At 34.3% G+C, this 26,974-nt stretch carries 25 protein-coding genes and 1 riboswitch; of the genes, 3 read left to right on the top strand and 22 right to left on the bottom strand.

Annotated features, from left to right (window positions below):
* Positions 1 to 15: 15 nt before the first annotated feature.
* The 7 genes from rplM to KO172_RS05695 form a co-directional block, all read right to left on the bottom strand.
* On the bottom strand, positions 16 to 444 hold the full coding sequence (gene rplM, locus KO172_RS05725) for a 50S ribosomal protein L13 (protein WP_215492551.1): 429 nt from the start codon (positions 442 to 444) through the stop codon (positions 16 to 18).
* Positions 445 to 559: 115 nt separating this feature from the next.
* Entirely contained in the window at positions 560 to 2,353 is a 1,794-nt protein-coding gene (pepF, locus tag KO172_RS05720) for an oligoendopeptidase F (protein WP_215492550.1), read from the bottom strand.
* Between the two features lie 12 nt (positions 2,354 to 2,365).
* Positions 2,366 to 2,809 (bottom strand): large conductance mechanosensitive channel protein MscL, encoded by a 444-nt coding sequence (gene mscL / locus KO172_RS05715; RefSeq protein WP_215492549.1) that lies wholly within the window; start codon positions 2,807 to 2,809, stop codon positions 2,366 to 2,368.
* 26 nt (positions 2,810 to 2,835) lie between these two features.
* Positions 2,836 to 3,279, bottom strand: a complete 444-nt coding sequence (locus KO172_RS05710; RefSeq protein ID WP_215492548.1) for a deoxycytidylate deaminase — start codon at positions 3,277 to 3,279, stop codon at positions 2,836 to 2,838.
* A complete protein-coding gene (gene pyk / locus KO172_RS05705) occupies positions 3,279 to 5,045 on the bottom strand; it encodes a pyruvate kinase (protein ID WP_215493414.1) in 1,767 nt (588 codons plus the stop codon). Before pyk ends, KO172_RS05710 begins: the two co-directional genes overlap by 1 nt.
* Positions 5,046 to 5,067: 22 nt before the next feature.
* A complete protein-coding gene (pfkA, locus tag KO172_RS05700; protein WP_215492547.1) occupies positions 5,068 to 6,027 on the bottom strand; it encodes a 6-phosphofructokinase in 960 nt (319 codons plus the stop codon).
* A gap of 8 nt (positions 6,028 to 6,035) precedes the next feature.
* Entirely contained in the window at positions 6,036 to 9,488 is a 3,453-nt protein-coding gene (locus KO172_RS05695; protein ID WP_215492546.1) for a DNA polymerase III subunit alpha, read from the bottom strand.
* Positions 9,489 to 9,617: 129 nt separating this feature from the next.
* On the opposite strand from KO172_RS05695, the gene KO172_RS05690 reads away from it, so the two are divergent.
* From KO172_RS05690 to KO172_RS05680, 3 genes are read left to right on the top strand one after another with little or no spacing between them, the layout of a single operon-like run.
* Positions 9,618 to 10,046, top strand: a complete 429-nt coding sequence (locus KO172_RS05690; protein ID WP_215492545.1) for a hypothetical protein — start codon at positions 9,618 to 9,620, stop codon at positions 10,044 to 10,046.
* 3 nt (positions 10,047 to 10,049) lie between these two features.
* The gene (lgt, locus tag KO172_RS05685; RefSeq protein ID WP_215492544.1) at positions 10,050 to 10,835 is read left to right on the top strand and encodes a prolipoprotein diacylglyceryl transferase; all 786 of its coding nucleotides are present in this window, start codon (positions 10,050 to 10,052) and stop codon (positions 10,833 to 10,835) included.
* On the top strand, positions 10,814 to 12,136 hold the full coding sequence (locus tag KO172_RS05680; RefSeq protein WP_215492543.1) for a hypothetical protein: 1,323 nt from the start codon (positions 10,814 to 10,816) through the stop codon (positions 12,134 to 12,136). The genes lgt and KO172_RS05680 overlap by 22 nt, the downstream gene beginning before the upstream one ends.
* Positions 12,137 to 12,232: 96 nt before the next feature.
* On the opposite strand, the gene KO172_RS05675 is transcribed toward KO172_RS05680, so the two are convergent.
* The 15 genes from KO172_RS05675 to rsxC all read right to left on the bottom strand — a co-directional run bounded on the left by KO172_RS05675 (position 12,233) and on the right by rsxC (position 26,925).
* Positions 12,233 to 12,793 carry a folate family ECF transporter S component gene (locus KO172_RS05675; RefSeq protein WP_215492542.1) on the bottom strand — a complete coding sequence of 187 codons (561 nt, stop codon included), beginning with the start codon at positions 12,791 to 12,793 and terminating at the stop codon, positions 12,233 to 12,235.
* Between the two features lie 56 nt (positions 12,794 to 12,849).
* A riboswitch (THF riboswitch) is annotated at positions 12,850 to 12,942 on the bottom strand.
* A 61-nt stretch (positions 12,943 to 13,003) separates the two neighbouring features.
* Positions 13,004 to 13,690: a TIGR03936 family radical SAM-associated protein gene (locus tag KO172_RS05670; RefSeq protein WP_215492541.1), complete on the bottom strand. Its 687-nt coding sequence runs from the start codon at positions 13,688 to 13,690 to the stop codon at positions 13,004 to 13,006.
* A complete protein-coding gene (locus KO172_RS05665) occupies positions 13,674 to 15,524 on the bottom strand; it encodes a TIGR03960 family B12-binding radical SAM protein (protein WP_215493412.1) in 1,851 nt (616 codons plus the stop codon). The genes KO172_RS05670 and KO172_RS05665 overlap by 17 nt, the downstream gene beginning before the upstream one ends.
* 13 nt (positions 15,525 to 15,537) lie before the next feature.
* The gene (locus KO172_RS05660; protein WP_215492540.1) at positions 15,538 to 18,867 is read right to left on the bottom strand and encodes a penicillin-binding transpeptidase domain-containing protein; all 3,330 of its coding nucleotides are present in this window, start codon (positions 18,865 to 18,867) and stop codon (positions 15,538 to 15,540) included.
* An 8-nt stretch (positions 18,868 to 18,875) separates the two neighbouring features.
* Positions 18,876 to 19,367, bottom strand: a complete 492-nt coding sequence (locus KO172_RS05655; protein WP_215492539.1) for a hypothetical protein — start codon at positions 19,365 to 19,367, stop codon at positions 18,876 to 18,878.
* Between the two features lie 4 nt (positions 19,368 to 19,371).
* A complete protein-coding gene (mreC, locus tag KO172_RS05650) occupies positions 19,372 to 20,205 on the bottom strand; it encodes a rod shape-determining protein MreC (protein ID WP_215492538.1) in 834 nt (277 codons plus the stop codon).
* Between the two features lie 4 nt (positions 20,206 to 20,209).
* Entirely contained in the window at positions 20,210 to 20,911 is a 702-nt protein-coding gene (gene radC / locus KO172_RS05645) for a RadC family protein (protein WP_215492537.1), read from the bottom strand.
* On the bottom strand, positions 20,904 to 21,419 hold the full coding sequence (locus KO172_RS05640; RefSeq protein WP_215492536.1) for a Gx transporter family protein: 516 nt from the start codon (positions 21,417 to 21,419) through the stop codon (positions 20,904 to 20,906). Before KO172_RS05640 ends, radC begins: the two co-directional genes overlap by 8 nt.
* Positions 21,416 to 21,799, bottom strand: a complete 384-nt coding sequence (locus KO172_RS05635; protein WP_215492535.1) for a NusG domain II-containing protein — start codon at positions 21,797 to 21,799, stop codon at positions 21,416 to 21,418. Before KO172_RS05635 ends, KO172_RS05640 begins: the two co-directional genes overlap by 4 nt.
* A gap of 63 nt (positions 21,800 to 21,862) precedes the next feature.
* Positions 21,863 to 22,852: an RnfABCDGE type electron transport complex subunit B gene (locus KO172_RS05630; protein WP_215492534.1), complete on the bottom strand. Its 990-nt coding sequence runs from the start codon at positions 22,850 to 22,852 to the stop codon at positions 21,863 to 21,865.
* Positions 22,853 to 22,863: 11 nt separating this feature from the next.
* Positions 22,864 to 23,439, bottom strand: coding sequence for an electron transport complex subunit RsxA (gene rsxA / locus KO172_RS05625; RefSeq protein WP_215492533.1), 576 nt, complete (start codon positions 23,437 to 23,439; stop codon positions 22,864 to 22,866).
* Positions 23,440 to 24,033 (bottom strand): electron transport complex subunit RsxE, encoded by a 594-nt coding sequence (gene rsxE, locus KO172_RS05620; RefSeq protein ID WP_215492532.1) that lies wholly within the window; start codon positions 24,031 to 24,033, stop codon positions 23,440 to 23,442.
* A gap of 10 nt (positions 24,034 to 24,043) precedes the next feature.
* Positions 24,044 to 24,607, bottom strand: coding sequence for an RnfABCDGE type electron transport complex subunit G (locus tag KO172_RS05615; protein ID WP_215492531.1), 564 nt, complete (start codon positions 24,605 to 24,607; stop codon positions 24,044 to 24,046).
* Positions 24,604 to 25,560 (bottom strand): RnfABCDGE type electron transport complex subunit D, encoded by a 957-nt coding sequence (locus KO172_RS05610; protein WP_215492530.1) that lies wholly within the window; start codon positions 25,558 to 25,560, stop codon positions 24,604 to 24,606. The genes KO172_RS05615 and KO172_RS05610 overlap by 4 nt, the downstream gene beginning before the upstream one ends.
* A 9-nt stretch (positions 25,561 to 25,569) precedes the next feature.
* Complete coding sequence (gene rsxC, locus KO172_RS05605) at positions 25,570 to 26,925, bottom strand: electron transport complex subunit RsxC (RefSeq protein WP_215492529.1); 1,356 nt, start codon at positions 26,923 to 26,925, stop codon at positions 25,570 to 25,572.
* Positions 26,926 to 26,974: the final 49 nt, after the last annotated feature.

Raw genomic sequence — 26,974 nt, 5'->3', positions numbered from 1 at the left:
TATTCGTCCTCCTTCCTAAAATTCATATACTTCTGGCTTTTGAGCTTCGTGGTTGTGTTCTGCGCCAGCATATACTTTTAACTTTCTAAACATTTGTCTTCCTAATCTGTTCTTTGGAAGCATACCTCTAACAGCTAATCTAATAGCCATTTCAGGGTTGTTTTGCATCATATCTTGGTAACTGATTTCTCTAAGTCCTCCAGGATAACCTGTGTGATAGTAGTGTTTCTTTTGTAATAATTTCTTTCCTGTTAATTTTACCTTATCAGCGTTGATGATGATAACGAAATCACCTGTATCAACATGTGGTGTGAAAGTTGCTTTGTGTTTTCCTCTTAAGATCTTAGCAACTTCGCTTGCTAGTCTACCTAGGACTTTGCCTTCAGCGTCTATAAGTAACCATTTTCTCTCAATATTTTGAGCATTGGCCATAAATGAACTCATTTTTTTCCTCCTTTAAAAAACATTGTTTTTAAAAAAGTTTCCGGGTCTTTTCTAAAACACTAACCAATATTTTAATACAAAATACTTTGCTTGTCAAGCATTTTCATTGATTTTTTTATAAATTCTTGCTTAATTCTTCAATTTTATCTACTATTGATGATATATATGCAATAGTATTCTTTAATGAAGCTGTTGTAGTGATGTCTACACCTGATAATTTTGCCCAATCGATTGGGTTATATAGTCCGCCTTGTCTCAATGCCACTAACCAGTCTTTAACAGCTTCCTTATCTCCTTCTAATATCTTTTTTGATACATTAGTTGCAATTGATAAGCCTGCTGAGTATGTGTATGAGTATAGTCCTGAGTAGTAGTGTGGCTGTCTCATCCAAGTCATCTCACAGCCATCTGTTAATTCAACTTCACCTTGCCAGAACTCTTCAAGTGTTTCCTTGTACAATCTATTAAGTGTATCTGCATCTAAGTTTTGTCCCTCGTCTACTAAGTTATATGCTTTTCTTTGGAAATATGCTTCCAAGAAGTGTGTAACAAAGTTGTGATAGTATGTCTTAGCAATGATTGAGAAGTAAATCCATCTAAGCATCCTAGGATCTTCTGTCTTCTTCATTAGGTAGTTGGCAAGCATCATCTCATTCATTGTCGAAGGTGACTCGCAGTAGAACATAGATGGGTCTGAGTCAAAGTATGATTGATACTTTTGAGATAGCATAAAGTTACCTGCGTGACCTAGCTCATGTATCATAGTAAACACACTGTCCATCTTGCCTGTCCATATCATAAGTATATATGAAGGGAAGCCTGCTGGCGTAGAGCAATATGCTCCTGTGTACTTACCTTTGTTCTCAACATAGTCGATGTTCTTACCTTCTAAAACTTTTTTAATTTGTTCTAGATATTCATCACCTAATACATTTAAAGCATTATAGATATATTCTTTTGCTCCATCAAGTGTTATCTCTGGATCAAATTCTGGGTCTATATTAGCCTTTAAGTCATAATAATTAATTTTTTCTAAGCCAAGGCCATCTTTTAATACTCTAGCAAATTTTCTCATAACTGGTGAAAGTTCTTTCATAATTGTATCAAGATGGTTTTCGTAGATGTCTCTAGGGACTTCTTGCTTAGCAAGTAGATAATCAGTTACACTTTCATAGCCTCTTAGCTTAGAGATAATCTTATCAGTTTGCATATTTAAGTTAAATGCCATAGCTGTGCTGTTGATAGTCTTTGATAAGTCATTGTAAAAATGCTTAAATGATTCTCTTCTTAAGTCCTTATCTTCATCATACTCATACTTTTCTTCAAATAAAGCATATGAGTTGCTATACTTCTTGCCGTTTACCTCGAAGGGTTCAAATGTTAAATCTTGCAATTTAATTGTATTGTATAATTGCTCTGGTGCCATTGTTAATGGTGTAAAAGCTTGTATAACTTTTTCTTCTGCATCGCTTAAGTATGTTTTCTTCTTTAAGATAACACTGTGGAAATATACCTTTAAGCCATCTACCTTCTCTAGCTTTTCAAGCATCGGAATATCAAGCTTAGCTATCTCAAGCTCAACAAATAATGTGTTCTCATCAAGCTTATTGTACATATTTAATAGCTCGTTAAAGAAAGCTAGTTCAACAGAGTTAGTTAGGTCAACGTCCTTGTTTAGATATGCATAATCAACTACTAGCGAAAATCTTTCAACGATTTTTTCGTACTCTTTGAATGCTTTAACGATAGTATCAAAGTCAGTAAGCTTTCCTTCGTACTCTTCTTTTAATTTTAATGAAGCATTTAGTATATCATTAGCTTCTTTTCTTGCTTCTTCTTTAGATTTGAAGATAGCTGACGTATCCCAAGTAAGATTTTTATCTACTTCACTTCTATTAAGTATTGTCATAAGTCACCTCTATTATTTTAATTCTGATGTACAGTTAGGGCATCTTGTTGCATTAATATCAATTGTTGATTTGCAATATGGACATTCCTTAGTTGTTGGTGCTGCTTCTGGCTCAGGCTTCTTAGTAAGTGCTCTAGCTTTGTTCACAGCCTTAACCATCATAAATATAACAAAGGCTATAATTAAGAAGTTTATTACTTGTGTAATAAATAAACCGTAATTTAGAGTAGCTGCTCCAGCTTCTTGCGCCTCAGCAAGTGTAGCGTATTGACCACCATCTAGTGTAATGAAATAGTTGCTCATGTCTGTGCCACCAAGTATAAGTCCGATAAGTGGCATGATGATGTCATTAACAAGTGAGCTAACAATCTTTCCGAAAGCTCCACCAATGATAACACCTACTGCTAGGTCCATAACATTACCCTTTGAAATAAATTCTTTGAATTCTTTTAACATTTTCTTCTCCTCCTAATCAAAATTTTCTACTTTATATCTACATCTAATTTAATGTGCTCTATATGATTTTTGTCAAGCAATTCTAAAGCATAATCGTCTACTCTGTAGTCATTTGTGTAATAAATTTTGCTTATTCCAGCTTGAATCAACGCTTTTGTGCAGTTAAGGCATGGAAAATGTGTTACATAGCACACGCAGCCATCAACTTTGATGCCTTCTTTTGCGCAATATAAAAGTGCATTCATCTCTGCATGTATAGTCGCTATACAGTGACCATCTCTCATTGTGTGGCCTATCTCAGAGCAATGTGGATTACCCTTTATACTTCCGTTATAACCGCTGGAGACAATTCTGTTGTCCTTATTTACTAATAAGCAACCAACATATGCTCTATCACATGTCGATCTCTTTGCTATCATATGAGCGATAGACATGAAATACTCTTGCCACGAAGATCTTGTGTCTGCCATTAAATCACTTCCCCTTCATTAAATATTTTACCTTCATATATCTCTCCAGTTGATGCGTCAACACTTATCATCTCGCCACTCTCAATGTTTTCCATAGCTTCTTTTGCTCCAACAACAGTCGCTAGATGGTAGTTTATTCCGACTATAGCACCTTGACTAGTAAGTCCTCCTTCAACTGTTATTATGCCTTTGGACCTTTGAATGAATGGTAGCATCTCCTTATATACGCCTATAGTTACAACTATATCGCCATCTTTAAATTTTTCTTCAAGCTCTTGTGCGTTCTTTGCAACACATGCTCTTGCACTAATTTTATGCTTGCCTATGCCCATACCTTTGCATAGTAGTTTACCAACTGTCTTTACCATCATAATGTTTGTCGATCCAGTTTTTCCTAGTGGCATACCTGCAGTTAGGATGACTAGATCTCCCTCCTTTACAAATTTTACATTCTTTAAAATATTTACTGAATCATGAAAGAGTTCATCAATATTTGTAGCTAACTTTGCTCTTATAGGATAAACTCCCCACTCAATTGATAATTGCCTTCTAACTTTTTCATTTGTAGTAGCTGCGATGATTGGCGATTTTGGTTTGAACTTTGATATATTTCTTGCAGTAAGCCCTGATGATGTAGCTGCAATAATTAGTTTTGCATTTAAATCAAGTGCTGCTTCTCTAGTCGCTTTCGCGATTGAATTAGTTATATTTATCTCATGCTCATCATTAGTGCTATTAATTAAGATTTTATAATCCAAGCTGTCCTCAATTTTAAGCGCAATCTTTCTCATCATCTCAGTAGCCTTAACAGGATATGCTCCTGCAGCGGTTTCTCCAGATAACATTATCGCGCTTGATCCATCTAGTATTGCGTTAGCAACATCAGTTACCTCTGCTCTTGTTGGTCTTGGGTTTCTTATCATAGAATCTAGCATTTGAGTGGCTGTTATTACAAACTTTCCCTTTAGATTGCATTTTCTTATTATTTCTTTTTGAACTAGTGGTATGTCCTCCTCATCAAGCTCAACGCCCATATCGCCTCTAGCAACCATGATGCCATCAGATACTTCGATTATTTCGTCAATATTTTGAACGCCTTCTAGATTTTCTATCTTAGAAATTATTTTAATGTCTTCTCCGCCATTGCTCTCAAGAATTTTTCTTATCTCTAATACATCTTTTGCGCTTCTAATAAATGAAGCTGCAATAAAATCTACATCATTTTCTATGCCAAAGATAAGGTCTTCAACATCTTTTTCTGTAAGCGTTGGTAAATTTACTTTAACTGAAGGAAGATTAACTCCTTTTCTATCGCTTAGCTCGCCCGAGTTAACAGCCCTCATATAAACATTGTTCTCATCGACTGATTTTACAGTGAACTCAACAAGACCGTCGTCAATAAGTACTCTGTCATTTACCTTTAAATCCTTGGCAATGTCTTTGTATGTGACAGAAACCTTTGTCTCGTCTCCTTCAATGTCCTCGCTCGTTAAAATAAAATCTTGTCCTTGCTCTATCCTAATCATGCCATCTTTAAATGTTTTTATCCTAATCTCAGGACCCTTTGTATCAAGCATTATCGCTATAGGCTCATCAATATCCTCTCTAAGCTTCTTTATAGTATCTATCCTTGTCTTATGTTCCGTATGAGTGCCGTGTGAGAAGTTTAGTCTTGCAACATTCATTCCTTCACTTACTAAATCCTTCAAGACATCATATGAGTCTGAGCTTGGACCAATAGTGCAAACTATCTTGGTCTTTTTCATAGTCTTCTTCATAAGTCTGCCTCTAAATCGATAGTATGTCTACCATCTTAAGCAATTCTTTATTTAGCTCTTTCTTAGCATTAAGTGCTTCGTTTATATCTACTTCAATAAACTTGCCGTCCTTATATCCTAAGACAAGGCCAGTCTTACCTTCTATTAGTAAGTTTACCGCTCTGTAACCAAATTCACTTGCAAGAATTCTGTCTTGTACTGTAGGCACACCGCCTCTTTGAACATAACCTAAGACCGTAACACGAGTTTCAATATCGCTCTTTTCTTCTATAATCTTTGCTAAGTCGTATGCATCAAGCGCGCCTTCAGCAGTGACTATGATGTGGTGCTTCTTACCTCTTTTTCTACCATTTTTTATTTTTTGAATTATGGCATCAGTATCTATTTCAAGCTCTGGCACAACTATGGCTTCTGCACCACCAGCTATGCCTGAGTATAGAGCAATGTCTCCACAGTTTCTACCCATAACTTGTAGTACTATAGCTCTGCCGTGAGACTCTGATGTGTCTCTTAGCTTACTTATAGCGGATACTGCTGTCTCAACTGCAGTTAAAAATCCTATAGTGTAGTCAGTATAAGCAAGGTCGTTGTCTATTGTGCATGGAACGCATGATACTTTTATGCCACGCTTTACTAGCTCTCTTGCTCCTCTAAATGTACCATCTCCACCAAGAGCGACTATAGCATCTATCTTGAATTTCTTAATTACTTTAAGAGCTTGATTAATACCTTCTTCAGTCATAAACTCTTCGCTTCTTGCAGTTCTAAGTATAGTTCCACCCCTATGAATTATATCTGCAACGCTCGATAGTGTCATCGTTTCAATGTCACCCTTTATTAGACCGTTGTAACCTTCCTTTACAGCTAAAACTTTTACATCGTTATATATCGCTGTTCTTACAACCGATCTAATAACAGCATTCATTCCAGGTGCGTCACCGCCACTTGTTAATATAGCAATAGTCTTCATTCTTCCTCCTATTTGATAACTATATCATCTTCGTTTAAATGCATTTTTAAATCCTCATATAGCTTCTCATTGTCTATGTCAATAGCTGTGCTATCGTTGGATTCAATAGTAGACTTTGTCTCTTCAAAGTACACTACAACAGGGTTATCTCCCTTATATTTCTTTAGAATATCCAAGATATCCATTTTATCATTATCATCTTTATCTTTTTTTATTCTTAAGTATAAAGTCTCTTTACGCTTTTCAAGCCTTTTAACTCTATCTGCTATGATGTTTATCTCATCATTAGCGCTTATTTGCAATCTTCCTTTAACTACTATTCTCTCTCCTTCTTTTATCAAACTTCTGTAAGTTTCGTAAACTCTTGGGAAGATTACCACTCTAATATTGTCATAAATATCTTCTAAATCGATGAAGGCCATCATTTGATTATTCTTTGTTACCTTCTTAGTGACATCAGATATCATACCTGCATAAGAAATAAACATATTATCTTTAATGTCTGTATCGGTTTCATCAGCAAGCTTTTCTTTCATCTCAATGGACGTAAAGTCGCTGTTATCTCTTAGTTCTTGTGTAAATTCTTCAAGTGGATGACCTGAAAAATATATGCCAGTCATCTCTTTTTCGCCCTCAAGAAGCATAAACTTTGAAAGTTCTGTAGCTTCCGGCACCTTGTATTGTGCATGGGATGAATTATCATCACTAAGTCCGAATAGACCAAGCTGTCCCTCGGCATTGCTCTTTGCATCCTTTTGTATACTCTTAAGAATAAAGTCATATGAACCAAGCATTTGGCTTCTATTCAATCCAAGTGAGTCAAGCGCCCCTGCTTTTATTAGAGACTCTATAGACTTTTTGTTCATAGCAGCCGAATCAACTTTGTAAGTCTTTGTTAAGAAGTCTTCAAATGAAGTAAAGCCATCTATCTTTCCTCTGGCTTTTAGTATTGAATCAATAACATTACTTCCTACGTTTTTAATCGCTGAAAGTCCGAATCTTATACAATCGTCTTCTGTTGCAAACTTTCTAAATGACTTGTTTATATCAGGTCTTAAGACTTCTATGCCAAGTCTTTTTGCCTCTTCTAGATACTTTATTACATCTGGAGTGTTGCCCATTACAGAGCTAAGTAGACTTGCCATATACTCTTTTGGATAGTAGTACTTAAGGTAGGCTGTTCTATATGCAACGACCGAGTAAGCAGCAGAGTGTGACTTGTTGAAGGCGTAGTTTGCAAAGTCAAGCATGTAATCAAAAATTTGATTTGCTACCTCTTCTTTAATGCCGTTTCTCACAGCACCCTTGATAATCACTTCATCCCCGTCGTCCTTACCATAGATAAAGTTCTTTCTCTCTTGCTCCAAGACCTTCATCTTCTTCTTACTCATGGCTCTTCTAACTATGTCAGCACCGCCAAGTGAGTAGCCAGCAAGGTTTCTAAATATTCTCATAACCTGCTCTTGATATACAATGCAACCATATGTTTCCTTTAGTATTGGTTCAAGATGCGGATCTAAGTAGCTTATCTTAGATGGATCATGCCTTGCCTCGACAAACTTTGGTATCGATTGCATAGGTCCCGGTCTAAACAATGAGTTTGCAGCAATTAGATCTTCAAACTTTTGGGCCTTTAATTCCTTTAAGAACCTTCTCATACCAACCGACTCGAATTGAAATACACCTATTGTTTCAGCGTTTGTAAATAAATTTATAACATTTTTGTCGTCGCATTCCATATTATCAAAGTCAACTTTAAGATTATAGTTTTTCTCTATCATATCAAGTGCATCTTGAATAACCGTTAAATTTCTTAAGCCTAAGAAGTCCATCTTCAAAAATCCAAGCTCTTCAAGCTCTGTCATAGTGTACTGAGTGGATATAGACTCTTTGTTCTTAACAAGAGGTAGGTGGTTTGTTATAGTCTCTTCAGTGATTAATATACCAGCAGCGTGAGTACCAATATTCCTTGGCAAACCCTCAAGCTGTCTTGATATATCAATTATTTTCTTTGCCTCTTCGTCTTCATCGTAGGCTTTCTTAAACTCAGGATTTCTCTCTAAAGCTAAGTCTATGGTTATGTCTAGATCTCTTGGCACCATCTTTGCAAGTGTATCTGCCTTGTTTAAAGGCACATCTAAAGCCCTTGCAACATCACGAATAACGGCTCTTGCGGCAAGTGTACCAAAGGTAATAATCTGACTAACCTTGTCCTCGTGATACTTCCTTATTACATAGTCAATAACTTCAGATCTTCTCTCATATCCAAAGTCAACATCTATATCGGGCATGGAAACTCTCTCAGGATTTAGAAATCTTTCAAATAGCAAATCATACTTTAGAGGGTCAACATCAACTATGCCTAAAGCATAAGAAACAATGCTGCCTGCCGCAGAACCTCTTCCTGGTCCAACAGGTATGCCATTGTTTTTAGCGTACATTATAAAGTCCCTAACTACTAGGAAGTAGTCAACATAGCCCATGGAGTCGATAATCTTAAACTCAGTTTCCATCCTATTCTTTATGTCTTCACTGACATGTCCATATCTCTTCTTTAAACCTTCTTCGCAAAGCTTATGAAGGTATTCAGAGTGCGTCATGTCTTCATCTATCTCAAAGTTAGGCAAATGTTTTTGATGAAACTCAATCTCTACATTACATCTGTCTTTAATAATCTCAGTATTTTTTATAGCCTCAGGTACATATGAGAAGAGTTTCTCCATCTCCTCAGGACTCTTTACATAAAACTCTTCACTAGGAAAGCGCATTCTGTTTTCATCATCAATCTTTGAAAGAGTTTGTATACATAAAAGCACGTCGTGAACCTTAGCGTCCTCTTTGCGTAGGTAGTGACAATCGTTTGTCGCAACTAGTCCAAGACCTAGCTCCTTAGAAAGATCGATAAGATAATTATTAACATATGCTTGCTCCTTCATACCGTGATCTTGAAGCTCTAGGAAGAAATTGTTTTCTCCAAATATTTCTTTATATCTAAGCGCAGCTTTTTTTGCTCCATCCATATTTTGATCGAGTATCATCCTTTGCACCTCTCCACCTAAGCAGGCAGATAGTGCAATGATGCCTTCGCTATGCTCACGTAAATAGTTAAAATCAGTTCTTGGCTTATAGTAGTAGCCATTAATAGAGGCGTCTGAGACTATCTTTATAAGATTTTTGTATCCCTTTTCGTTTTCGCATAAAAGTATCAAGTGGTAGTAAGGTGTTTCTTTGTCCTTTACAAGCTTATCTTCGCATGCATAAACCTCGCAGCCTATGATAGGTTTGATACCCTTAGCCTTCGCTTCCTTATAAAATTTGATTACACCATACATATTGCCATGGTCAGTTATAGCACATGCATCCATGCCAAGCTCTTTAACTCTATCTATAAGCTCTGTTATTTTGTTTGAACCATCAAGTAAAGAATACTCAGTATGCAAGTGCAAATGCGTAAAACTCATAAAATCACCTCTATTAATTATTATACCATATAAGAGATAATTTTAAAATTTTTATTTTTCTTGTAATTTTCATTTCTTTTATGTATAATAATGCTTAAAGGGGTATAATACTATACAAGGAGGGATATTATGAACAATATTTATGACGATAAGGACTTCAACGATCAAGAAGTTTTAAGTGAGGATGAAATAAAAGAAAGACAAGACAGAAAGAGAGCTAAGGGTCACTACTATGACTACAATAAAAACGATTACAACTATAGGACCGGCTTTAATGACGATAACTATGGACGCAGCAACAAAGGCTTAACATCTTTAATCTTAGGTGCTGTATCACTACTATGCATATTTTTAGGACAACTATCATTCATAGGAAGTATCATAGCTATAGTTGGTTTGATCATGGGTGTTGACGCTAAAAACAAAGGAGACACAGCTTATGCAAAGACAGGTATAATACTTAACACTATAAGTTTATGCTCTACACTACTTGTAACTGTTGCTTGCATAGCTTGCTTATCATGCATTGGCTGCTCTTTAATGAGTTCTATGTGGTAGAATATGAAACCATTTTACACAATATTTGGAATAAGACTTGCTAGCTATGGCTCACTTATAGCCCTTGGCATAGTTGTAGCAAGCCTTGTTTATTGGTATAGAAAAAAAGAGTATCCCGCAGATAAAGAAACCATCTACTACTCCATAGTATATGGTATGATTGGTGGCTTCTTAGGAGCAAAGCTTCTCTATCTTATAACAGACTTTAACTTTGTTGTAGATAGTTTAAAGAATACTAAAGACTTAGTCTCAACACTAAGAGATATCTTAGCAGGTGGCTATGTATTCTACGGAGGCATCATAGGCGGGCTAGTCGCTTTGTATATTTACTCTAAAAAATACAAAATTAATTTCTTAGATATGATAGACTCTATGGCCCCTGAAGTACCACTTGCACACGCCTTTGGTAGAATCGGCTGCTTTATGGCTGGCTGCTGCTATGGTTTGCCATGCAATAGTAAATTTGCAGTAATCTTTCCAAAAGAAAGCGTTGGTTTAAGCGGAGTAAAGCTCTTCCCTGTTCAGCTATTGAGCTCATTAGGCAACATTATTATATTTATAATTCTGTTCATCTACTCAAAGAAAGATAGATCCAGAGGAAAAGTTTCGGGCCTATATATCATACTATATGGCATAGGAAGATTTTTAGTTGAATTTTTAAGATATGATGACGTAAGAGGACACTTCTTATACTTCTCAACATCACAATGGATATCGATACTGCTCGTACCATTAGGCGTAATACTATATAAAAAGGGTGAAAGCTTATGCAAGAAAACACAAGAATAAATGAATTAATGCTCTTTCAAAACATTGACTACAAAGGTCTTGAAGAGCATCTAAACCAGTTAAGAAAAGATGGATACAAGATAAAAGATGTAAAAAAAGCATCGATTAGCTTAGAAAAAGCAGTCGATGCTAATAATTTTGTATATTTTTGCGAGAGTTATCCATTCACTACATCGAGAAAGAATAAATTTGGAGCCTTCACAACTCACCTATATGATATGGAGAGTGCTGGCTTTAAATTTGTTTGTGGCTTCAAAGATATTAACATATATGAAAATCATAATGCGAGCAAAAAAGCTACAGCTGATGCGGATGAAAAAAGTTGGAAGAACATCTCTAACATAAGATTCTTCTCAATATCAGTTTTCTTATCATTCTTTATGATATTTTTAGCAAACACAGTCTTTTTATTCTGGCCAAACATAGATAAGTTTGTCTACATAAAACAGTTTATGTTTATGGTCTTAGTGCCACTAATATTTTTAGATCTATCCATTATGTACTTAAGAAGAATTATTTACTTCTACTTCAAAGGCTTGCGTAAAAAATTTGAGCAGCCTTCAGCTTTTAAGTTTGGTAGAATTTTAATGCTAGCATTATTTACCCTGCTTGCACTAATGATTGTTCTTTATGTATCGATAGACATATATAATTTTACTGTTGGCAATATAACACTCTTGAAACTGTTCTCAAGCTATTCATTCTTGATAGGAGCAGCTCTTGCTTACGGTGTGTATAAACTATTCATAGAAAAGGTCTTCGATAAGTTCTTTCCAAGATTTTTGTTTATAGTTGTTTCTTTATTTATGATAACAAATCTACAAACAAGACTGTTGGAAATGCCTGTTAATAATGCAATCAATGAAGATATCTTCCAAGTGGATGAGAATATAAAGGACAATAGGTATTATATGAATACAAAGTTTGAGAATAAAAACTTCTTTGTCAATAAGTACACAAAAAATTATAGCTTCACAAGATACTCAGACTCTAAATATGAATCTTTAATTATGAAGAGTGAGTATTACTACTGCAAAAACAAAAACATATTAAACTATATATACAGCGTTATTAAAGATAGAAATATTAGCAATAATCAAGGTAACATAGAGTATATTAAGTACGATTGTTTCTCTGATGATTTTGAAGAAGCATATATCGCTAGCAAGTTCTCAACATCTACTTTAGTATTCAAGTTTAAAAACGAAATATACATTGTAGATGGTAACTTTAGAAAGAATAATGAAAAAGTATTAAATGAAGCAGTGAAAAAAGTTCTAAAAGATAAATCTAGTAAATAAATTAAAAGGCAGGACCAAAAATCCTGCCTTATCTTATGCCAAAAATAAATGCCTCACCGGAATGTCATGAGGCATTTACTATTTATTATATATAAGCTAAAACTCAAATTTAACTTTTCTTGCTCTTAAAGCTTCAACTATAGCTGTAAGGATGAAGTATACTAAGAATATTTCTATAGTGTTCTTAAGTATTCTTGCTGTCATTAGTGCTATTAGTGCTTTACCCATATATATGTGTAAAAGTGCTGAATTACATATAATATTTATAAATATAGCTCTAAATAAACTTGTTGATATGATTGCTATGTTTTGTTTCTTTCTGTTCTCCAATAATGCTGAGAAACCTTCGCCATTAGTTAATTTCCAAACCATAAAGCCTGGGAACCATCCTAACAAGCCCTCTAATAGTGTAAAGGCAAAGTTAAAACCAAATTGGCTTGGTGATAGCATAAATTTTATAACGTCTGAAACTATACCCATCATAAAGCCGTAATAAGGTCCTAAAACCATACCACCAAACATTAGTGGGTATCCACCAAATGAGAAAACTAATCCAGTAGCAATTTTAATTTTCAAAAATTTAGACATTAAAATTGTTAACGTAACGAACAATGCACTTAGGACTAATTTCTTAGTCGTAAATCTCCTTTTTTGCATAAAAAAATCCTCCTAAAATAAAATTCCAGAGGCTGTGCTAAATAATATAATATTTATACAGCGGAAGCGAAGAAATACCGCGGCTCATCGCCATTCGTTTAAAAGCTACATCCCATCTTTTAACACTAGCGCATTTCCTCTACTCTGTAATTCATATTATATCATCAAATTTTATAATTTACAAGCTATTTATAATCAATTCTTATACTTTTATAAAAATATTTCATTCTCTCCTTCATAGTCTTGATACAAGCCTATGCGTTCTAAGTCTATGTCAAGCTCATCCATAGTTATGTCTGTATATTTATTAAGTATGTCAAATATTAGTGCAGGCTTTAACGAGCCCTCCTCACTCATCTTTATATATGCATATATTGCATCATCTTTAAGCTCTAATCTAGTCAAAAAGTCTTTTGCATTTTCCTTAACGAAGATCCTTCTCTTACCTTTCTTTCTCTTTCTTTCTATCTCGACCTCATCCATGTCATTAATCTTCGAAAGTTCGCTTACAATATCAACGTTCTTATTCTTTTCAAAAAAAGTGTTCAATAGCTTAAAGGCATATACGACCGACTTCACCTTGTTAGATATAGACTCATCGTCATCATACTTTGCTTCTACTATCTTAATGCCATGAGGAAGCTTCTCGTTCATTCTAATAATAAAATCATTTAAATCAATCTTTGAGTTTAAGTATATCTCCATATACTCACTATTTGACTCTATACCTAGTGGAAGTGGATAAGCAATAGACATCCTTGGATGTGGATTAAAGCCCTCCGAGAACTTTACATCAACTTTGTTTTGAAAAAGAGTCCTTTGAAATAAGTCCACAAGGTCCAAGTGTGAGATGAATTTTAAGTAACCTAACTTTGTAAATTTACACAAAATTTTCATGCTTACCCCTCATTTCACAGTTCTTAATACCACATGCATTGCAAGAAATTCTGCAGTCTTTTGTAGTCTCTGCCTTCATCGACTTCTCATACTCTCTAATCAAAAACTCTTTGCTAACACCAATATCTATTATATCCCAAGGTAGAACTTCATCATATGATCTTTCGCGTCTTGCGTAGAAGTCAGGATCTAAATTAAACTCTTTGAATGCGTTCATGTAATTGTTGTAGATAAAATCGTTATCCACTTTCTCAGCCTTCTTCTCTTCTTCGTAGACATATATAAGCGCATCCGCAAGCTTTCTGTCGCCTCTTGCAAGTACCGCTTCAATATAGCTAAGCTCAGGATCGTGATAGTTGTAGTCAATCTTTTTATCTTTTATACATGAGCGAAGTATGCCTATCTTTTCGTAAAATTCATCTATACTATCTTGCTTAAACCATTGGAATGGTGTGAAAGGCTTTGGCACAAAACACGATGTACTTACAACTAGTCTAAAGTCTCCCTTTATATCTTCCCTATCTCTTTTAAAGAATAGATCTCTAACTAAATAAGCAAGTTCTTTTATACCCCTTATATCATCCTCAGTCTCAGTAGGAAGGCCTATCATAAAGTAAAGTTTAATCTTAGACCAGCCTTCTCCAAATACATAAGTCATGACATCAATTAAATTTTCTTCGCTAACATTTTTGTTGATAACATCTCTTAACCTTTGGCTGCCTGCTTCTGGAGCAAAAGTTAGTGATGACTTCCTCACATCAGATAAGTCCTTCAATACATCTATGCTCGGTGAGTCAAGCCTTAGTGATGGTAGTGAGACGCTAACATTGTTCTGTACAAAGTACTCTTTCATCTCACGAGCAACTTCTCTAAGGTTAGTATAGTCACAAGTACTTAGTGAGAACAAACTAACATCGTCATAACCAGTATTGTCTATCATAGTCTTGGCGATATTCTTGATGTTCTCATCTGATTTTTCTCTTATAGGCCTGTATAACATGCCAGCTTGGCAAAATCTGCATCCTTTAGTGCAACCTCTAAATATCTCAACAACTGCTCTTTTATGAACTACATCGATGTATGGAACAATCATTCTGTCAATTTGAAACATCTTGTCAACGCTTGAAATATAGTTCCTCTTTACTCTATCCTTGCAATTTGGATTTAGCTTTTCATAATTTTTTATAGTAGCATCCTCATTGTAATGAGGCTTATAAAACTTCGGTACATAAAAGCCATCTTCTTTAGCAAGTGTTTCAAGAAATTCGTCCTTACTTTGTTTTGTTTCTTTTTTAATCTTAAGTAGCTCTAAAAACCTTAGCATCATCTCTTCGCCTTCGCCTATTTGAAAAACATCAATTATTTCAGCGATAGGTTCAGGGTTTACTGCACAAGGACCTCCCGCAACAATAATCGGATCATCCTCTCCTCTGTCCTTACTTTTATATTCAAGGTTTGATAAGTCAAGCATATTCAATATATTTGTAAAGCTCATTTCATACTGCAAAGTGAAGCCAACCGCATCAAAGTTTTTAAGCTCTTCTTTATTTTCAAGAGAAAATAATTCAAGTTCTTCCTCTCTCATCTTTTCTTGCATATCGCGCCATGGCAAGAATACTCTCTCACATAAGTAGTCTTCATTTTGATTTATCAAAAAGTAAAGTATGTGAAGTCCTAAGTAGCTCATTGCAAGTTCATACATATCAGGAAAGCAAAAAGCAAACTTCACCTTTGTTTTTTCAAAATCTTTAACTATAGAGTTCTTCTCCATGCCTATATATCTCGCAGGCTTTTCTACAAGCTTTAATATTTTTTCTAATTTCTTTCTATTAATCAATATATTCTCCTTACTTTAAGACTTTTGTAACTAGTGGTAAATCATTAGAAATATTTTCTTTATTCATTCCTAGGTACTCTGCTATAGCTTCCCTAACCATAGGTCCAGCGTTTATACCCATACCACCTTGGAATACTAGAGCGCTAACTGCTAGCTCAGGCTTTTCGTATGGTGCAAAGGCCACAAACCATGAGAACGAATCATATGGCATCTTTGTATATGGATTTATACCGTTCTTTTCCGCAGTACCAGTCTTACATCCAATATTTATAGGGAAATCTTTAAACAATGGTTTTGCAGATCCAAGTTTACTTACCTTATACATACCACTCTTTATAACATCTAAGTCCTTCTTGTTCTTTAAACCAATATCTTCAGATTTTCTTTCAAAAGTATAGATATCCTCTAATCCATCATATGATTTAATCGAATCAATCAATGTTAACTTGTTTCTTTGTCCGCCATTGGCGATAGTCGCTACATAGTTAGACATCTGTATAGGTGTATATGACGAGTCACCTTGACCAATAGTGACATAAAGTGTATCTGCTAGGTTCCACTTAGCTTGATTTAAATAAGTGTACTTGATAATGTCAGCTATGCCTTCCCTCTTACCAGCTAATTTTCTCTCAGTATCAAAGCCAAGCTTTTCAAGACTTTCTATAACCTCGTTTCTTGTCATATTCGGTCCTTCTTCAAGCCATGACAATATTTCTTTTATAGCTTTATCCCTAAAGACCTCATCATATCTTACTCCTTCTTTAACATAATCTTGCAGATTATCATTTAAGAAGTTTCTTAGATAGAATCTCATATTTTGAAGCTTCTTTTCTGGATTTGGTACGCCTCCAGAGAACTCGTTAGGCACATTGATTTCTATGCCTGTCTTATCATTAAGACCGAATCTCTTTGCCATGTCAACTATATCATCAATCGATAATTTTATATCAAGCTTCTTGCCAAGTCTTTGATTCTCTCCCATTGCTAGAGAGTAGAAAAAGTAGTTACATGAGACTTTTAATGCGTCACTTAAATTGATAGCTCCATGAGTCATATGATAGTCGGTCCACAATAAACACCTAAACTTCTTTGTACCAAGTTCAGCATAGCCCATGTCTGTTATCTTTGTTTCTGGGCTTAAACCTTTCTCAAGTGCTGCAAGGCCAGTGCACATTTTAAAGATTGATCCTGGTTGCACAGCAGTTTGAGTAGCAACATTTAATAATGGTCTTGCTGCAAGTGGATTGTTCACTTCAACAGGTCCTAAACTGTCCCAGTCTGTCTTACTTATACCGGTAGCAAATAGGTTTAGATTGTATCCTGGATAACTAGCCATAGTTAATACTTCGCCAGTATTAGGATTATTTAATACAAGAGCTCCTGAGCTAGTATTATCATATGTTCTCTTTCTTTTTCTATCCCACTCCATCTTGAAGTCACCATATTTACTAAGAAAAGTTCCGCTTCTTGGTATTGTTTTAATCGTTCTTTCAAGTAGTTTTTCGCACTTCTTTTGAAGCTCGGCATCTAAACTTAAGTATATAGTGTTTCCTCTAACAGGTTTAGTCTCAGAGATAACTCTAGTTTTATTGCCAATTCTGTCTACCTCAACAAGCATCTCTCCATCTTTACCTTTTAAAACGTCTTCATATGCCTCTTCTATGCCAGTTTTACCAATTATAGAATCCGGTAAATACTTCTTTTGATTTATATACTTTTCTATCTCAGCATCACTTGAAATCTTTCCTAAAGATCCGATTACATGACACATGACAGAGCCCATAGGATAATATCTTATAGGTTCTATAGATATTTTAACCCCTGTATTCATATAAAGCTTCTCTTCAATTCTAGCAACCGTTTGAGGTTTTATTCCATAAGCAAAGTTGATAGGTTGATATGCAAGCTGGCCTTGTTTTAAGAACAGCTCATATATACTAAGAAGCGTCTTTGCTTCGTAACGCAAATAATTTTCATCTATCTTATACTTCTCCATCGCCTTTTTTAATGTTTCTTCAGGACTCTTATCTTCAAATTTATCTTTGAACTTAAAGATTCTCTCTAAAAAGGTTTTATACTGAATCATGTCAACATACTCAAAGTCACCTGCTATAGATATCCTTGTTTGCACTTCATCATCTAGCAAGCACTTTTGAGCATATGGTCTTATCTTGTTATTGCTTATAAACTGATCCATAATCTCTTTATTGTCAGCTTCCTTAATAAGCTCATCGATAGCTGCAAGCTCTGGATCTACATTTTGATCTTTATATCTATAAAGAACATCTAAAGTATCAGGATTAATTATAGCTTCAACCTTTGTTTCTATGTTCTTTGATCTTATAAGATCAATAAGTATTTTACCTGGAGCAATAATTTCATCATCTTCATTCTTATAAGCCTTACCAAGCATAGTTTTAAGCGATGTGTTCTTAAAAATATTTATAAAGTCATCTTTAGCACTGCTCTCATAAGTAACATAGTTTGGATACTCTTTCATCAGTGTTCTTTTTTGCTCAAGATAAGCTTCATACAAAGTATTAACACAGTCTTTAAGCACAATGTTTCCTAAACCGTTATCTTTATACTTTTCATATACAAGCTTTCTAATCATAGGATGTGAGAACACTCTACTTAATATAGTATCATCACTAACAATAATCTCATTTACAAGGGCTCTTGGACTTAAGTCATCTTTAAACTCATTCTTTTGTTTAAAATCAAGAAATTTATCATTTGCAATGAATTCATATTTTTCACCAGTATTCTTATACTCAACTGGAAAGTCAACAAACTTTGATTTGATTGCATAAAGTGCTCTATTGGCAAGTCTAACATCATACTTTTTATCTTCATTTTTAAAAGTCATGTACATATCCAAGCAATCATTAATTACTTCTTTATTTTTCATAAAGTCGATAACAGTCTTTAAAGGTGTTTTGTCGTTACTAATATACTCTGCCTCATCTTTATATGCAAAATAGTTAAAGTCTATTGGGAAGTCATTTTGATAAATAACCCCATCCTCTTCAAGACTTCTAGTAAGTTCAAGAAGAGCTTTATTTCTATCATCTGCATCTAAATTAAGCATATCATCTTTATAAATTTGCACAGTAAAAGAAGGAAGATTACCAGCTATCAACCTTCCATACCTGTCTCTTATCTCCCCTCTAGGTGCTGTAACAGTTATTGTCCTAATTTTAGAGTTGTCCGATATATATCTGTAGTGATCTCCTTCAACTAAAGTCAAGTGTGCAAGTTTTATAAGTAAAACACTTAGAATAATCAAAACTACAAGATTAATAAAATTATATCTATTACTCTTTTCAATATTGTTCATACTACCACCTAAATATCATAATTCTTATATCTAAATATCCTTTTAGATATAAGATACGTAAGTACTCCATATAAAGCTACAAATAAGGCCTTTATAGAAAAAATATTTCTAAAAAGATGTTTTATAGTAAGATCTACGCCCATAAAGCTTAGGAGTGTATATGAAAACAGCATATAAAATATATATGCAGCTATATTAAGTAAAGCTATGCTTAGCAAATTCTCTAAATTTATATTATCTCTAAAGAAATATAAGAATAAATATATTATTGAAAATAAAAATAGATTCATAAATAATACTTCATGAGAAAGTAAATCATTTAATACAGCTATGACTAAAGTCCAAGTTAAACCCTCTCTATTCTTAGCAAGAAGTGCAAGCGAGACTATAATACAAAGTGTTAAATTAAAGATAAAATTTGTAGGTAGAAAATTTGGCAAAATCGCTACTTTTAAAATATAGTTTATAAATACAAAAATTAAAAATGCTAATGCTTTCATATTGCTACCTTTTTATGACAAATACATTGCTTACATCTTTTATATCTACTGCCGCTTTAACTTTTATTATCTTCTTTAAATTAGACTCATCATTAATCACTTCTACAACTTCTCCCAAGTAAATATTGGCAGGATACTCTTCAGATGAGCTTGATGTAATCAGTTTATCTCCAACTAATACGTCCGCATTAGAATCAAACATATAACCCTCAATTTTAGAGTCAAAAGTTCCGCCCATAACACCAGACTCATTATTTCTTAAAATATTAAAGCTAACTTTAAACTTATCATCATTAAGAGAAATAATTTTTGATGAATCTCTAGAAGCATCAGTAACTTTTCCTAGCAAGCCTTCTATATAGACATTGTTTTGTATCTCAGAAGCACCTATGACAATATCGCCATTCTTGATACCGTCTTTACTTCCCTTATTTATAGTAAACCTCTTATACCATTCATCAGGATCCATAGATGCTATCTTAGCTTTAATTAAATTATATTTTGTATTTTGTAATAAATTGTATTCTTTCTTAAGATATGAAGATTTCATAATAACAGTTTCTAGCTCTCTATTCTTATCTTCAAGCATAGTTAGCTTTTCTTCAAGTTCTTTTATCTTGCTTTTTGAATCTTCTTTAGAAAATAAACCTTTAAAGCCATTAGAAATTCTATTCGCACCGCTATAAAAGAAAGATGATACCTTTGAGATGATATCACTAGGTGCAGACTCAACACTATTAAGGCTCTTTTTCTTATTATTTATTGTAATAATAAGAACTAAAGCCACGATAATAAGTAAAATTGTTATAATTATTCTATGTTTTTTAATAAAATTCATTATATCACTCCATAAGGCCATGCTCTTTAAAACTAAAGAAGTCATCGCCGATAACTAAATGATCTAAAATTGATATACCAATAATTTTTGAACACTCTACAAGTCTCTTTGTTAATAATTTATCTTCATTAGATGGACTCGAGTCCCCGCTTGGGTGGTTGTGTATCAATATGCAGCTGCTTGCATTGCACTTAACAAGGTCTCTAAACACATCTCTTGGATGAACTTGTGTAGAGTTAACAGTTCCTTTAGATACTTCTATAATCTTAATTAATTTAAGTTTCGTATCAAGAGCAAGCACAATAAACTTTTCTTGAGCTTCATTCATAAACTCATTTCTATATGCCTTATAAACCTTTTTAGGGTCAGATAAGCTTTCAGCTTCATACAAACTGTTTGGACCTGTAAGTCTTCTAGCTAATTCTAGCGCGGCAATTATTTGGCACGCCTTAGCTTTTCCTATGCCACTTACTTCGGTTAAGTCTTCAACCTTTAACGAAGCATAGCCACCTAAATTATTGAATCTTCTTAAAATTTGTTTTGATAATTCAATCGCACTATAGTTTGTAGTTCCTGTTCCTATTATGATAGCAAGAATTTCTGCAAGCTCTAACGACTCTCTACCGCGGCTAATTAATTTTTCCCTTGGCCTATCATCAAGCTTAATGTCTTGCATCATTAATTTTTTCTCTTCAAAATTATTCATTTATATAACCTCTAATATTCTTAAATCTGCTTATAAAAAGCTCAGCTGCTTTAGCTATAACTATTGAAGTAAAAGTTCCTATAATAACAAGTATTGGCAAATATGCAAATATAATCTTATTGGATAATATGATAGATGCGCATGTAATCTGTCCAAAGTTATGAAAAAATGCACCTACAGCACTTACTCCATATATACTAAAGTACTTATCTAAATAACGCTTAAATATATACATAAAGATAAGACTTAATAAACCGCCTGACATTGACATTGAAAATGCAATGATATTTCCAAATTGCAAAAAGACAAGAAAGTTCTTAATAAGCACTATAAATAAAGCGTACTTAAATGAATATATATATAAAACAGCAATTACTGCAATGTTTGCAAAGCCAATCCTTAAGCCTGGTATACTAAATGACAATGGTATGAAATTTTCTAAGATACTTAATACTACTGCAAAAACAGTAAATAAGGCAATATAAACAAAATCTCTTGTCTTCATCATTTTATCACAGCATCCACTTCATCATCATTATTATTACTATCCTTTGATTTAATCTGAATAATCATTCTGTTAGGTATGCAAACTATACTTTGATTTGCTCTATATATCTTTCCTTGTTGTACATCGAGCTTGTTTGGGCAATCAGCCTCCAGAACTCTTACATAATCTTTTGCAACCTCTATCTTATTAAAGCCAAACTTTGTCTTTAATGGATATATGTATGTTTTTTCCTTAAATTCTAAATTTTTATAATCTTTGCCATCAACTGATATGGCTATGTATTTATTATTTGAATTAGACGCAAAAAATCTATCCTTAATAATAAAGATAAACGAAAATAATATTAAAGATATAATTAAAACTATGTCTAATTTTTTCATATGAAAACCTACTTTTATCGTTTTAAGGGTATGGCTGTCCATACCCTTAAAACAATTAATTATCTACTTATTTTCTTCTTCCTTTGTCACTTGTACTTCTTTTACAGTTTCAGCAGGTTTTGCTGGTTCTGCTGGTTTAGCAGCTTCAGCAGGTTTTGCTGGCTCTGCTGGTTTAGCAGCTTCAGCAGGTTTTGCTGGCTCTGCTGGTTTAGCAGCTTCAGCAGGTTTTGCTGGCTCTGCTGGCTTTACAGGCTTTGGTCTTAAATTCTCAGCATGTATTGCCTTTGTAGGACATTTTTGTGCACATATAGTACAGTTTATACATCCTTCGTAAACAATGTGAGCTAGGTTGTTTTCAAAAGCTATGGTATCCTTTGGACAGTTCTTAACACAGATCTTGCAGCCTATACATCCTATGCCGCATGCTTCTTTAACTTTCTTGCCCATATTAGTGTTCTTACACTTAACAAATACCTTGCTCTTATATGGAACCATCTCAATAATTTTCTTAGGACAAGTTCCAACACATATCTTACATGATTTACATTTTTCCTTAAGTACAAAAGCAACTCCATTTCTCATCTCGATAGCATCAAATGGACATGCATTAACGCATGAAGCACAACCAACGCAGCCAAAATCACATGACTTTGGTCCACCTGATATTTGTGATGCAAATGAACAGCTTTCAATGCCATTGTAGTCATATTTGAACTTTGTTTTGTCGCAGTCGCCTTGGCATAAAACATTAGCAACCATCTTTTCAGTGCCGCCTGCATCAACGCCAAGTATCTCAGCTATCTTACTTGCACATGCTGCACCTCCTACAGGGCATGAATTAACTGGTGCACTTCCCTTTGCAATTGCATTAGCAAGTCCTTCGCAACCTGGAAATCCGCAAGCTCCGCAGTTAGCTCCTGGTAGTGCAGATAATACTTTATCTACTGTTGGATCTAGTTTTACTTCAAATACTCTAGATGCTATTGAAAGTAAAACAGCAAATATCAAACCTATGATACCACAAACAGCTATAGGTATTAAATATACTTCCATTGTAATACCTCCTATACTAAGCCAGAGAAGCCCATGAACGCAATAGACATAAGTCCTGCTGCGATTAATGCAAGAGGCATTCCCTTAAGAGGTTCTGGTACATCAACAAGTTCTAGTTTTTCTCTTAGTGATGAAAGTAGTATTAGTGCTAAACCAAAACCAAGTGATGCGCCGATAGCGTTTGTTATTACTTCAAATATGCTGTATCCACTTTGTATGTTAAGTATTGCAACACCTAGTACCATACAGTTTGTTGTAATAAGTGGTAGGAAAACACCCATTGCTCCATAAAGAGCTGGTGAAATTTTCTTAATAACCATTTCAACAAATTGTACTAGTGATGCTATGATAAGTATAAAAACTATTGTTTGTAAATATCCTAAATTAAATGGATCTAATAATAATTTTTGTACATAATAAGTAATGATTGAAGCAAGTGTTACAACGAATGTTACTGCTACACTCATACCTGTCGCTGTTTCTACTTTGCTTGAAACACCTAAAAACGGACAAATTCCTAAGAATTGAGCGAAAACGTAGTTGTTTACAAAGATTGTAGAAATCAAAATCTTAAATATTGTTCCCATCTAGTTTTCCTCCTTCTTCTTTTTCAATAAGTATATGTTAAAGATTGCTACAAATATACCTAGAACAATGAATGCTCCTGGAGGTAGTACGAATAGTGAGGCTCCTGGCATAATTTTATTGCCCCATATAGAACCTGCGCCTATTAACTCTCTAACAAAGCCTAATAAACATATTGCAAAAGCATATCCTAAACCTGATGCTAGACCATCTAGCATTGAGTAGAAAACATTATTTTTTGATGCAAAGCTCTCAGCTCTAGCAAGTATCATACAGTTTACTACTATAAGTGGGATAAACAAGCCTAATTGCTTGTACATATCAGGTAAATATGCATGCAATACTAAGTCAATGATAGTAACAAATGTTGCTATTATAACGATATATATAGGTATTCTTATCTTAGAAGGTATAACCTTTCTTAACAAGGATATGAAAAAGTTTGAAAGGATTGTAACTATAATTACAGCAGCTGCCATTGTTACTGAATTTTTAAGTGTACTAGAAATAGCAAGTACTGAGCATAGACCAACTAATTGTGACAATATTGTGTTGCTATCAACCATACCGTTTTTAAATATTTTTGATATTTTCATCTCAGCACCTCTACTTTAACTTGCTTAAAGCGTCAATCGCTTGATTAACAGCTTCTACTGTTGCTCTTGAAGAAATTGTTGAGCCTGATATTGCTTGTATTTCTTCTCCAGAAGCAGTCTTAGATAAAACTAGTTCCTTACTTGCATCCTTGTCAGCGAATTGATTTTTGAATTCTTCATGTTCAATTCTATCACCTAATGATGGTGTTTCTTTATGTGATAAAACAAGTATATTTGTAATCTTATCATTCATAACGCCTGTTAATATAACAACGTCTCCGCCATAACCTGATCCAGCTGTTTTAAATGTATATCCTACAACTGAACCGTCTTTCTTCGCTTCATAGATATCTTGTATCTTTTTATTTTCACTTTTTAAGCTTTCAAGTTTTGCTGCATCAAGCTCTTCAAAACTGTCAGCATCTGGAATTAATTCTTTAAATGCAGCTTGAGTTTCTTCATATTCTCTTTGATCTATGATAGGTTTAGTCAAACTGTTTGTATAAGATAAAACTCCACCCGAGAAAGCCGCAATGATAAATAATATTAAACCAAGTTTTAATGTTTCTTTCATTTGCTCTTAACCTCCCCAAATACTTTAGGTGTAGTTAGTGATTCAATTAGTGGTGATGCTGTGTTCATAAGTATGATTGCATATGATACACCTTCAGCCATACCGCCGTATACTCTAATTATAGCTGTTATTACACCGCAACCTATAGCAAATACTATCCTACCATTTGGTGTAACTGGACAAGTAACAAAGTCTGTTGCCATGAAGAAAGCACCTAGTATAAGTCCCCCGCCAAGTATATGGTATGGTAATAAGCTTATATCTACACCAAATGCAGCTAATAAAACTGCTGTTGTTAGAATATATAAGCATGGTATTTTCCAATCTATAATTTTCTTAACTATTAAATAAATTCCGCCAAGGATTAATAATATTGAGCATGTTTCACCTATAACTCCACCGATATTACCAATTGCCATGTCCATTAAAGATGGCAACTCACCTGTTGTACCTGCCTTCATTAGTTGAAGTGGTGTAGCTGCTGCTACTCCATCAGGTGTAATGTAATTAGTAATTAGTCCTGGCCAAGATGCCATGATAGCTGCTCTTGCTCCAAGTGCTGGGTTCATAAAGTTTGAGCCAATTCCACCAAATATTTGTTTTACTATGCATATAGCAAAGAAACCACCAAATACTGGCATCCACCATGGTGCACTTGCTGGTAAGTTAAATGCTAACAAAATGCCTGTTACAACAGCTGATAAGTCGCTAACTGTAACTTTCTTTTTAAATAACTTTTGCATAAGAACTTCTGCTACAACGCATGATGCTACTGATACTACGCATAGCATAAGTGCATTCATACCAAAGAAGTAAATACTTGCTGCTAATGCAGGAAGTAGTGCTATGATAACATCTAGCATCATCCTTTGAGTAGTTGATTTAGAACGCAAATATGGAGCTAAACTTACTCTGTAAAGCTTTTCTTCTTGAATGTTTTGATTTTTTTCCATAGTTACCTCCTATCTAGATCTTCTTAGAGATTGTTTAATCTCTCTCTTTGCTACTGAAATTCTTTCAGCTAAGAATCTCTTTGCAGGACATACATATGAACAAGATCCGCATACTATACAGCTTTGTGCGTTGTATTTGTCACACATCTTAAGATTGCCTAAAGCTTGATATCTTGAGATGTATAGTGGCATTAGATGTACTGGACATACTTCTACGCATTTTCCGCATTTAATGCATTGGCTTTCTTCTTCATCTTTGTAATCTTCATCTCTTAAAAGTATAATACCTGATGTGTTCTTAGAGATAGGAGTATCTAACGAAAATTGTGCAACACCTGTCATTGGTCCACCAACGATTACTTTTGTAACATTGCCATTAAATCCGCCAGCTTGTTCAACTAGGTCTCTAATAGATGTTCCAACGTATGCATTGATGTTCTTAGGTGTCTTAATGCCATTGCCTGTTACTGTAACAACTCTCTTGTGAGATGTGTGACCGAATGTTACAGCATCATATATGGCAACAAAAGTACCTACGTTACTTACAAACGTATTAACATTTTTAGTTCTTCCACCTTGAGGAACTTTTCTTCCTAATATTGAGTCTACCATTCTGTAAGCATCCCCTTGTGGGAACTTTGTCTTAAGTACTGCTACTTTTATGTAGCTGTCATCTTTCAACTTTTCTTCTAATAAGTCTATAGCGTCTTTTTTATTGTCTTCGATTCCTATGTAAGCACTGCTAACGTTAAGATATTTCATAACTATCCTAAGTCCGCCTATCATTCTGTCAGAATACTCAAGCATCATTCTATGGTCACATGTCAAGAATGGCTCGCATTCAGCAGCGTTGATGATTATAGTATCTATGGTGCCATCGTCTGATGATTGTATTTTTGCAAACGATGGGAATGCTCCTCCACCCATACCTATAATTCCTGCTTCTTTAATTAGTTCGATGATTTTTTCTTTAGATAAGTTTCTAAAGTCACCGTAACCTTCCATCAAAAGTTCACTACTGTTTGGATTGCCTAAAGCTTCAAGTTCTTCATCACTAGCTTTTTCTATCGTAATTGAATTTACAAGCCAGCCTCCTGTAGTGTAAACTTTGCCAATATCTCTAACTATACCAGAAATACTCGCATGAACTGGTGCATATAAAGATGCATCACTATCCCCTATCTTTTGGCCTTCTCTAACGAATTCGCCTTTTTTTACAAGTGGTGTACATTCAGCACCTACGTGTTGGTTTAGTGGGATAACAACTCTACTTGGTTCTTTTTGCTCTTCAATAGCTTGTTTTTCTGATAATTCCTTGTACTCAGGCATATGAACGCCTCCAGTAAAGGTCTTAAGTATTGACATAAAATCACCCCATTTCACAAATAATTATTATAACATTTAATAGAAATAT

Source organism: Fenollaria sporofastidiosus (genome assembly GCF_943169635.2).
In the GTDB taxonomy this organism is placed as follows: Bacteria; Bacillota; Clostridia; order Tissierellales; family Peptoniphilaceae; genus Fenollaria; species Fenollaria sporofastidiosus.
The sequence above is the reverse complement of the archived record's forward strand: the minus strand, read 5'-3'. Positions and strand labels throughout refer to the sequence as shown.

Bases quoted from the DNA above. Each gene is read 5' to 3' on its own strand.
- rplM (WP_215492551.1), bottom strand. From the start codon at position 444: ATGAGTTCATTTATGGCCAATGCTCAAAATATTGAGAGAAAATGGTTA.
- pepF (WP_215492550.1), bottom strand. From the start codon at position 2,353: ATGACAATACTTAATAGAAGTGAAGTAGATAAAAATCTTACTTGGGAT.
- mscL (WP_215492549.1), bottom strand. From the start codon at position 2,809: ATGTTAAAAGAATTCAAAGAATTTATTTCAAAGGGTAATGTTATGGAC.
- KO172_RS05710 (WP_215492548.1), bottom strand. From the start codon at position 3,279: ATGGCAGACACAAGATCTTCGTGGCAAGAGTATTTCATGTCTATCGCT.
- pyk (WP_215493414.1), bottom strand. From the start codon at position 5,045: ATGAAAAAGACCAAGATAGTTTGCACTATTGGTCCAAGCTCAGACTCA.
- pfkA (WP_215492547.1), bottom strand. From the start codon at position 6,027: ATGAAGACTATTGCTATATTAACAAGTGGCGGTGACGCACCTGGAATG.
- KO172_RS05695 (WP_215492546.1), bottom strand. From the start codon at position 9,488: ATGAGTTTTACGCATTTGCACTTGCATACTGAGTATTCTTTACTTGAT.
- KO172_RS05690 (WP_215492545.1), top strand. From the start codon at position 9,618: ATGAACAATATTTATGACGATAAGGACTTCAACGATCAAGAAGTTTTA.
- lgt (WP_215492544.1), top strand. From the start codon at position 10,050: ATGAAACCATTTTACACAATATTTGGAATAAGACTTGCTAGCTATGGC.
- KO172_RS05680 (WP_215492543.1), top strand. From the start codon at position 10,814: ATGCAAGAAAACACAAGAATAAATGAATTAATGCTCTTTCAAAACATT.
- KO172_RS05675 (WP_215492542.1), bottom strand. From the start codon at position 12,793: ATGCAAAAAAGGAGATTTACGACTAAGAAATTAGTCCTAAGTGCATTG.
- KO172_RS05670 (WP_215492541.1), bottom strand. From the start codon at position 13,690: ATGAAAATTTTGTGTAAATTTACAAAGTTAGGTTACTTAAAATTCATC.
- KO172_RS05660 (WP_215492540.1), bottom strand. From the start codon at position 18,867: ATGAACAATATTGAAAAGAGTAATAGATATAATTTTATTAATCTTGTA.
- KO172_RS05655 (WP_215492539.1), bottom strand. From the start codon at position 19,367: ATGAAAGCATTAGCATTTTTAATTTTTGTATTTATAAACTATATTTTA.
- mreC (WP_215492538.1), bottom strand. From the start codon at position 20,205: ATGAATTTTATTAAAAAACATAGAATAATTATAACAATTTTACTTATT.
- radC (WP_215492537.1), bottom strand. From the start codon at position 20,911: ATGAATAATTTTGAAGAGAAAAAATTAATGATGCAAGACATTAAGCTT.
- KO172_RS05640 (WP_215492536.1), bottom strand. From the start codon at position 21,419: ATGATGAAGACAAGAGATTTTGTTTATATTGCCTTATTTACTGTTTTT.
- KO172_RS05635 (WP_215492535.1), bottom strand. From the start codon at position 21,799: ATGAAAAAATTAGACATAGTTTTAATTATATCTTTAATATTATTTTCG.
- KO172_RS05630 (WP_215492534.1), bottom strand. From the start codon at position 22,852: ATGGAAGTATATTTAATACCTATAGCTGTTTGTGGTATCATAGGTTTG.
- rsxA (WP_215492533.1), bottom strand. From the start codon at position 23,439: ATGGGAACAATATTTAAGATTTTGATTTCTACAATCTTTGTAAACAAC.
- rsxE (WP_215492532.1), bottom strand. From the start codon at position 24,033: ATGAAAATATCAAAAATATTTAAAAACGGTATGGTTGATAGCAACACA.
- KO172_RS05615 (WP_215492531.1), bottom strand. From the start codon at position 24,607: ATGAAAGAAACATTAAAACTTGGTTTAATATTATTTATCATTGCGGCT.
- KO172_RS05610 (WP_215492530.1), bottom strand. From the start codon at position 25,560: ATGGAAAAAAATCAAAACATTCAAGAAGAAAAGCTTTACAGAGTAAGT.
- rsxC (WP_215492529.1), bottom strand. From the start codon at position 26,925: ATGTCAATACTTAAGACCTTTACTGGAGGCGTTCATATGCCTGAGTAC.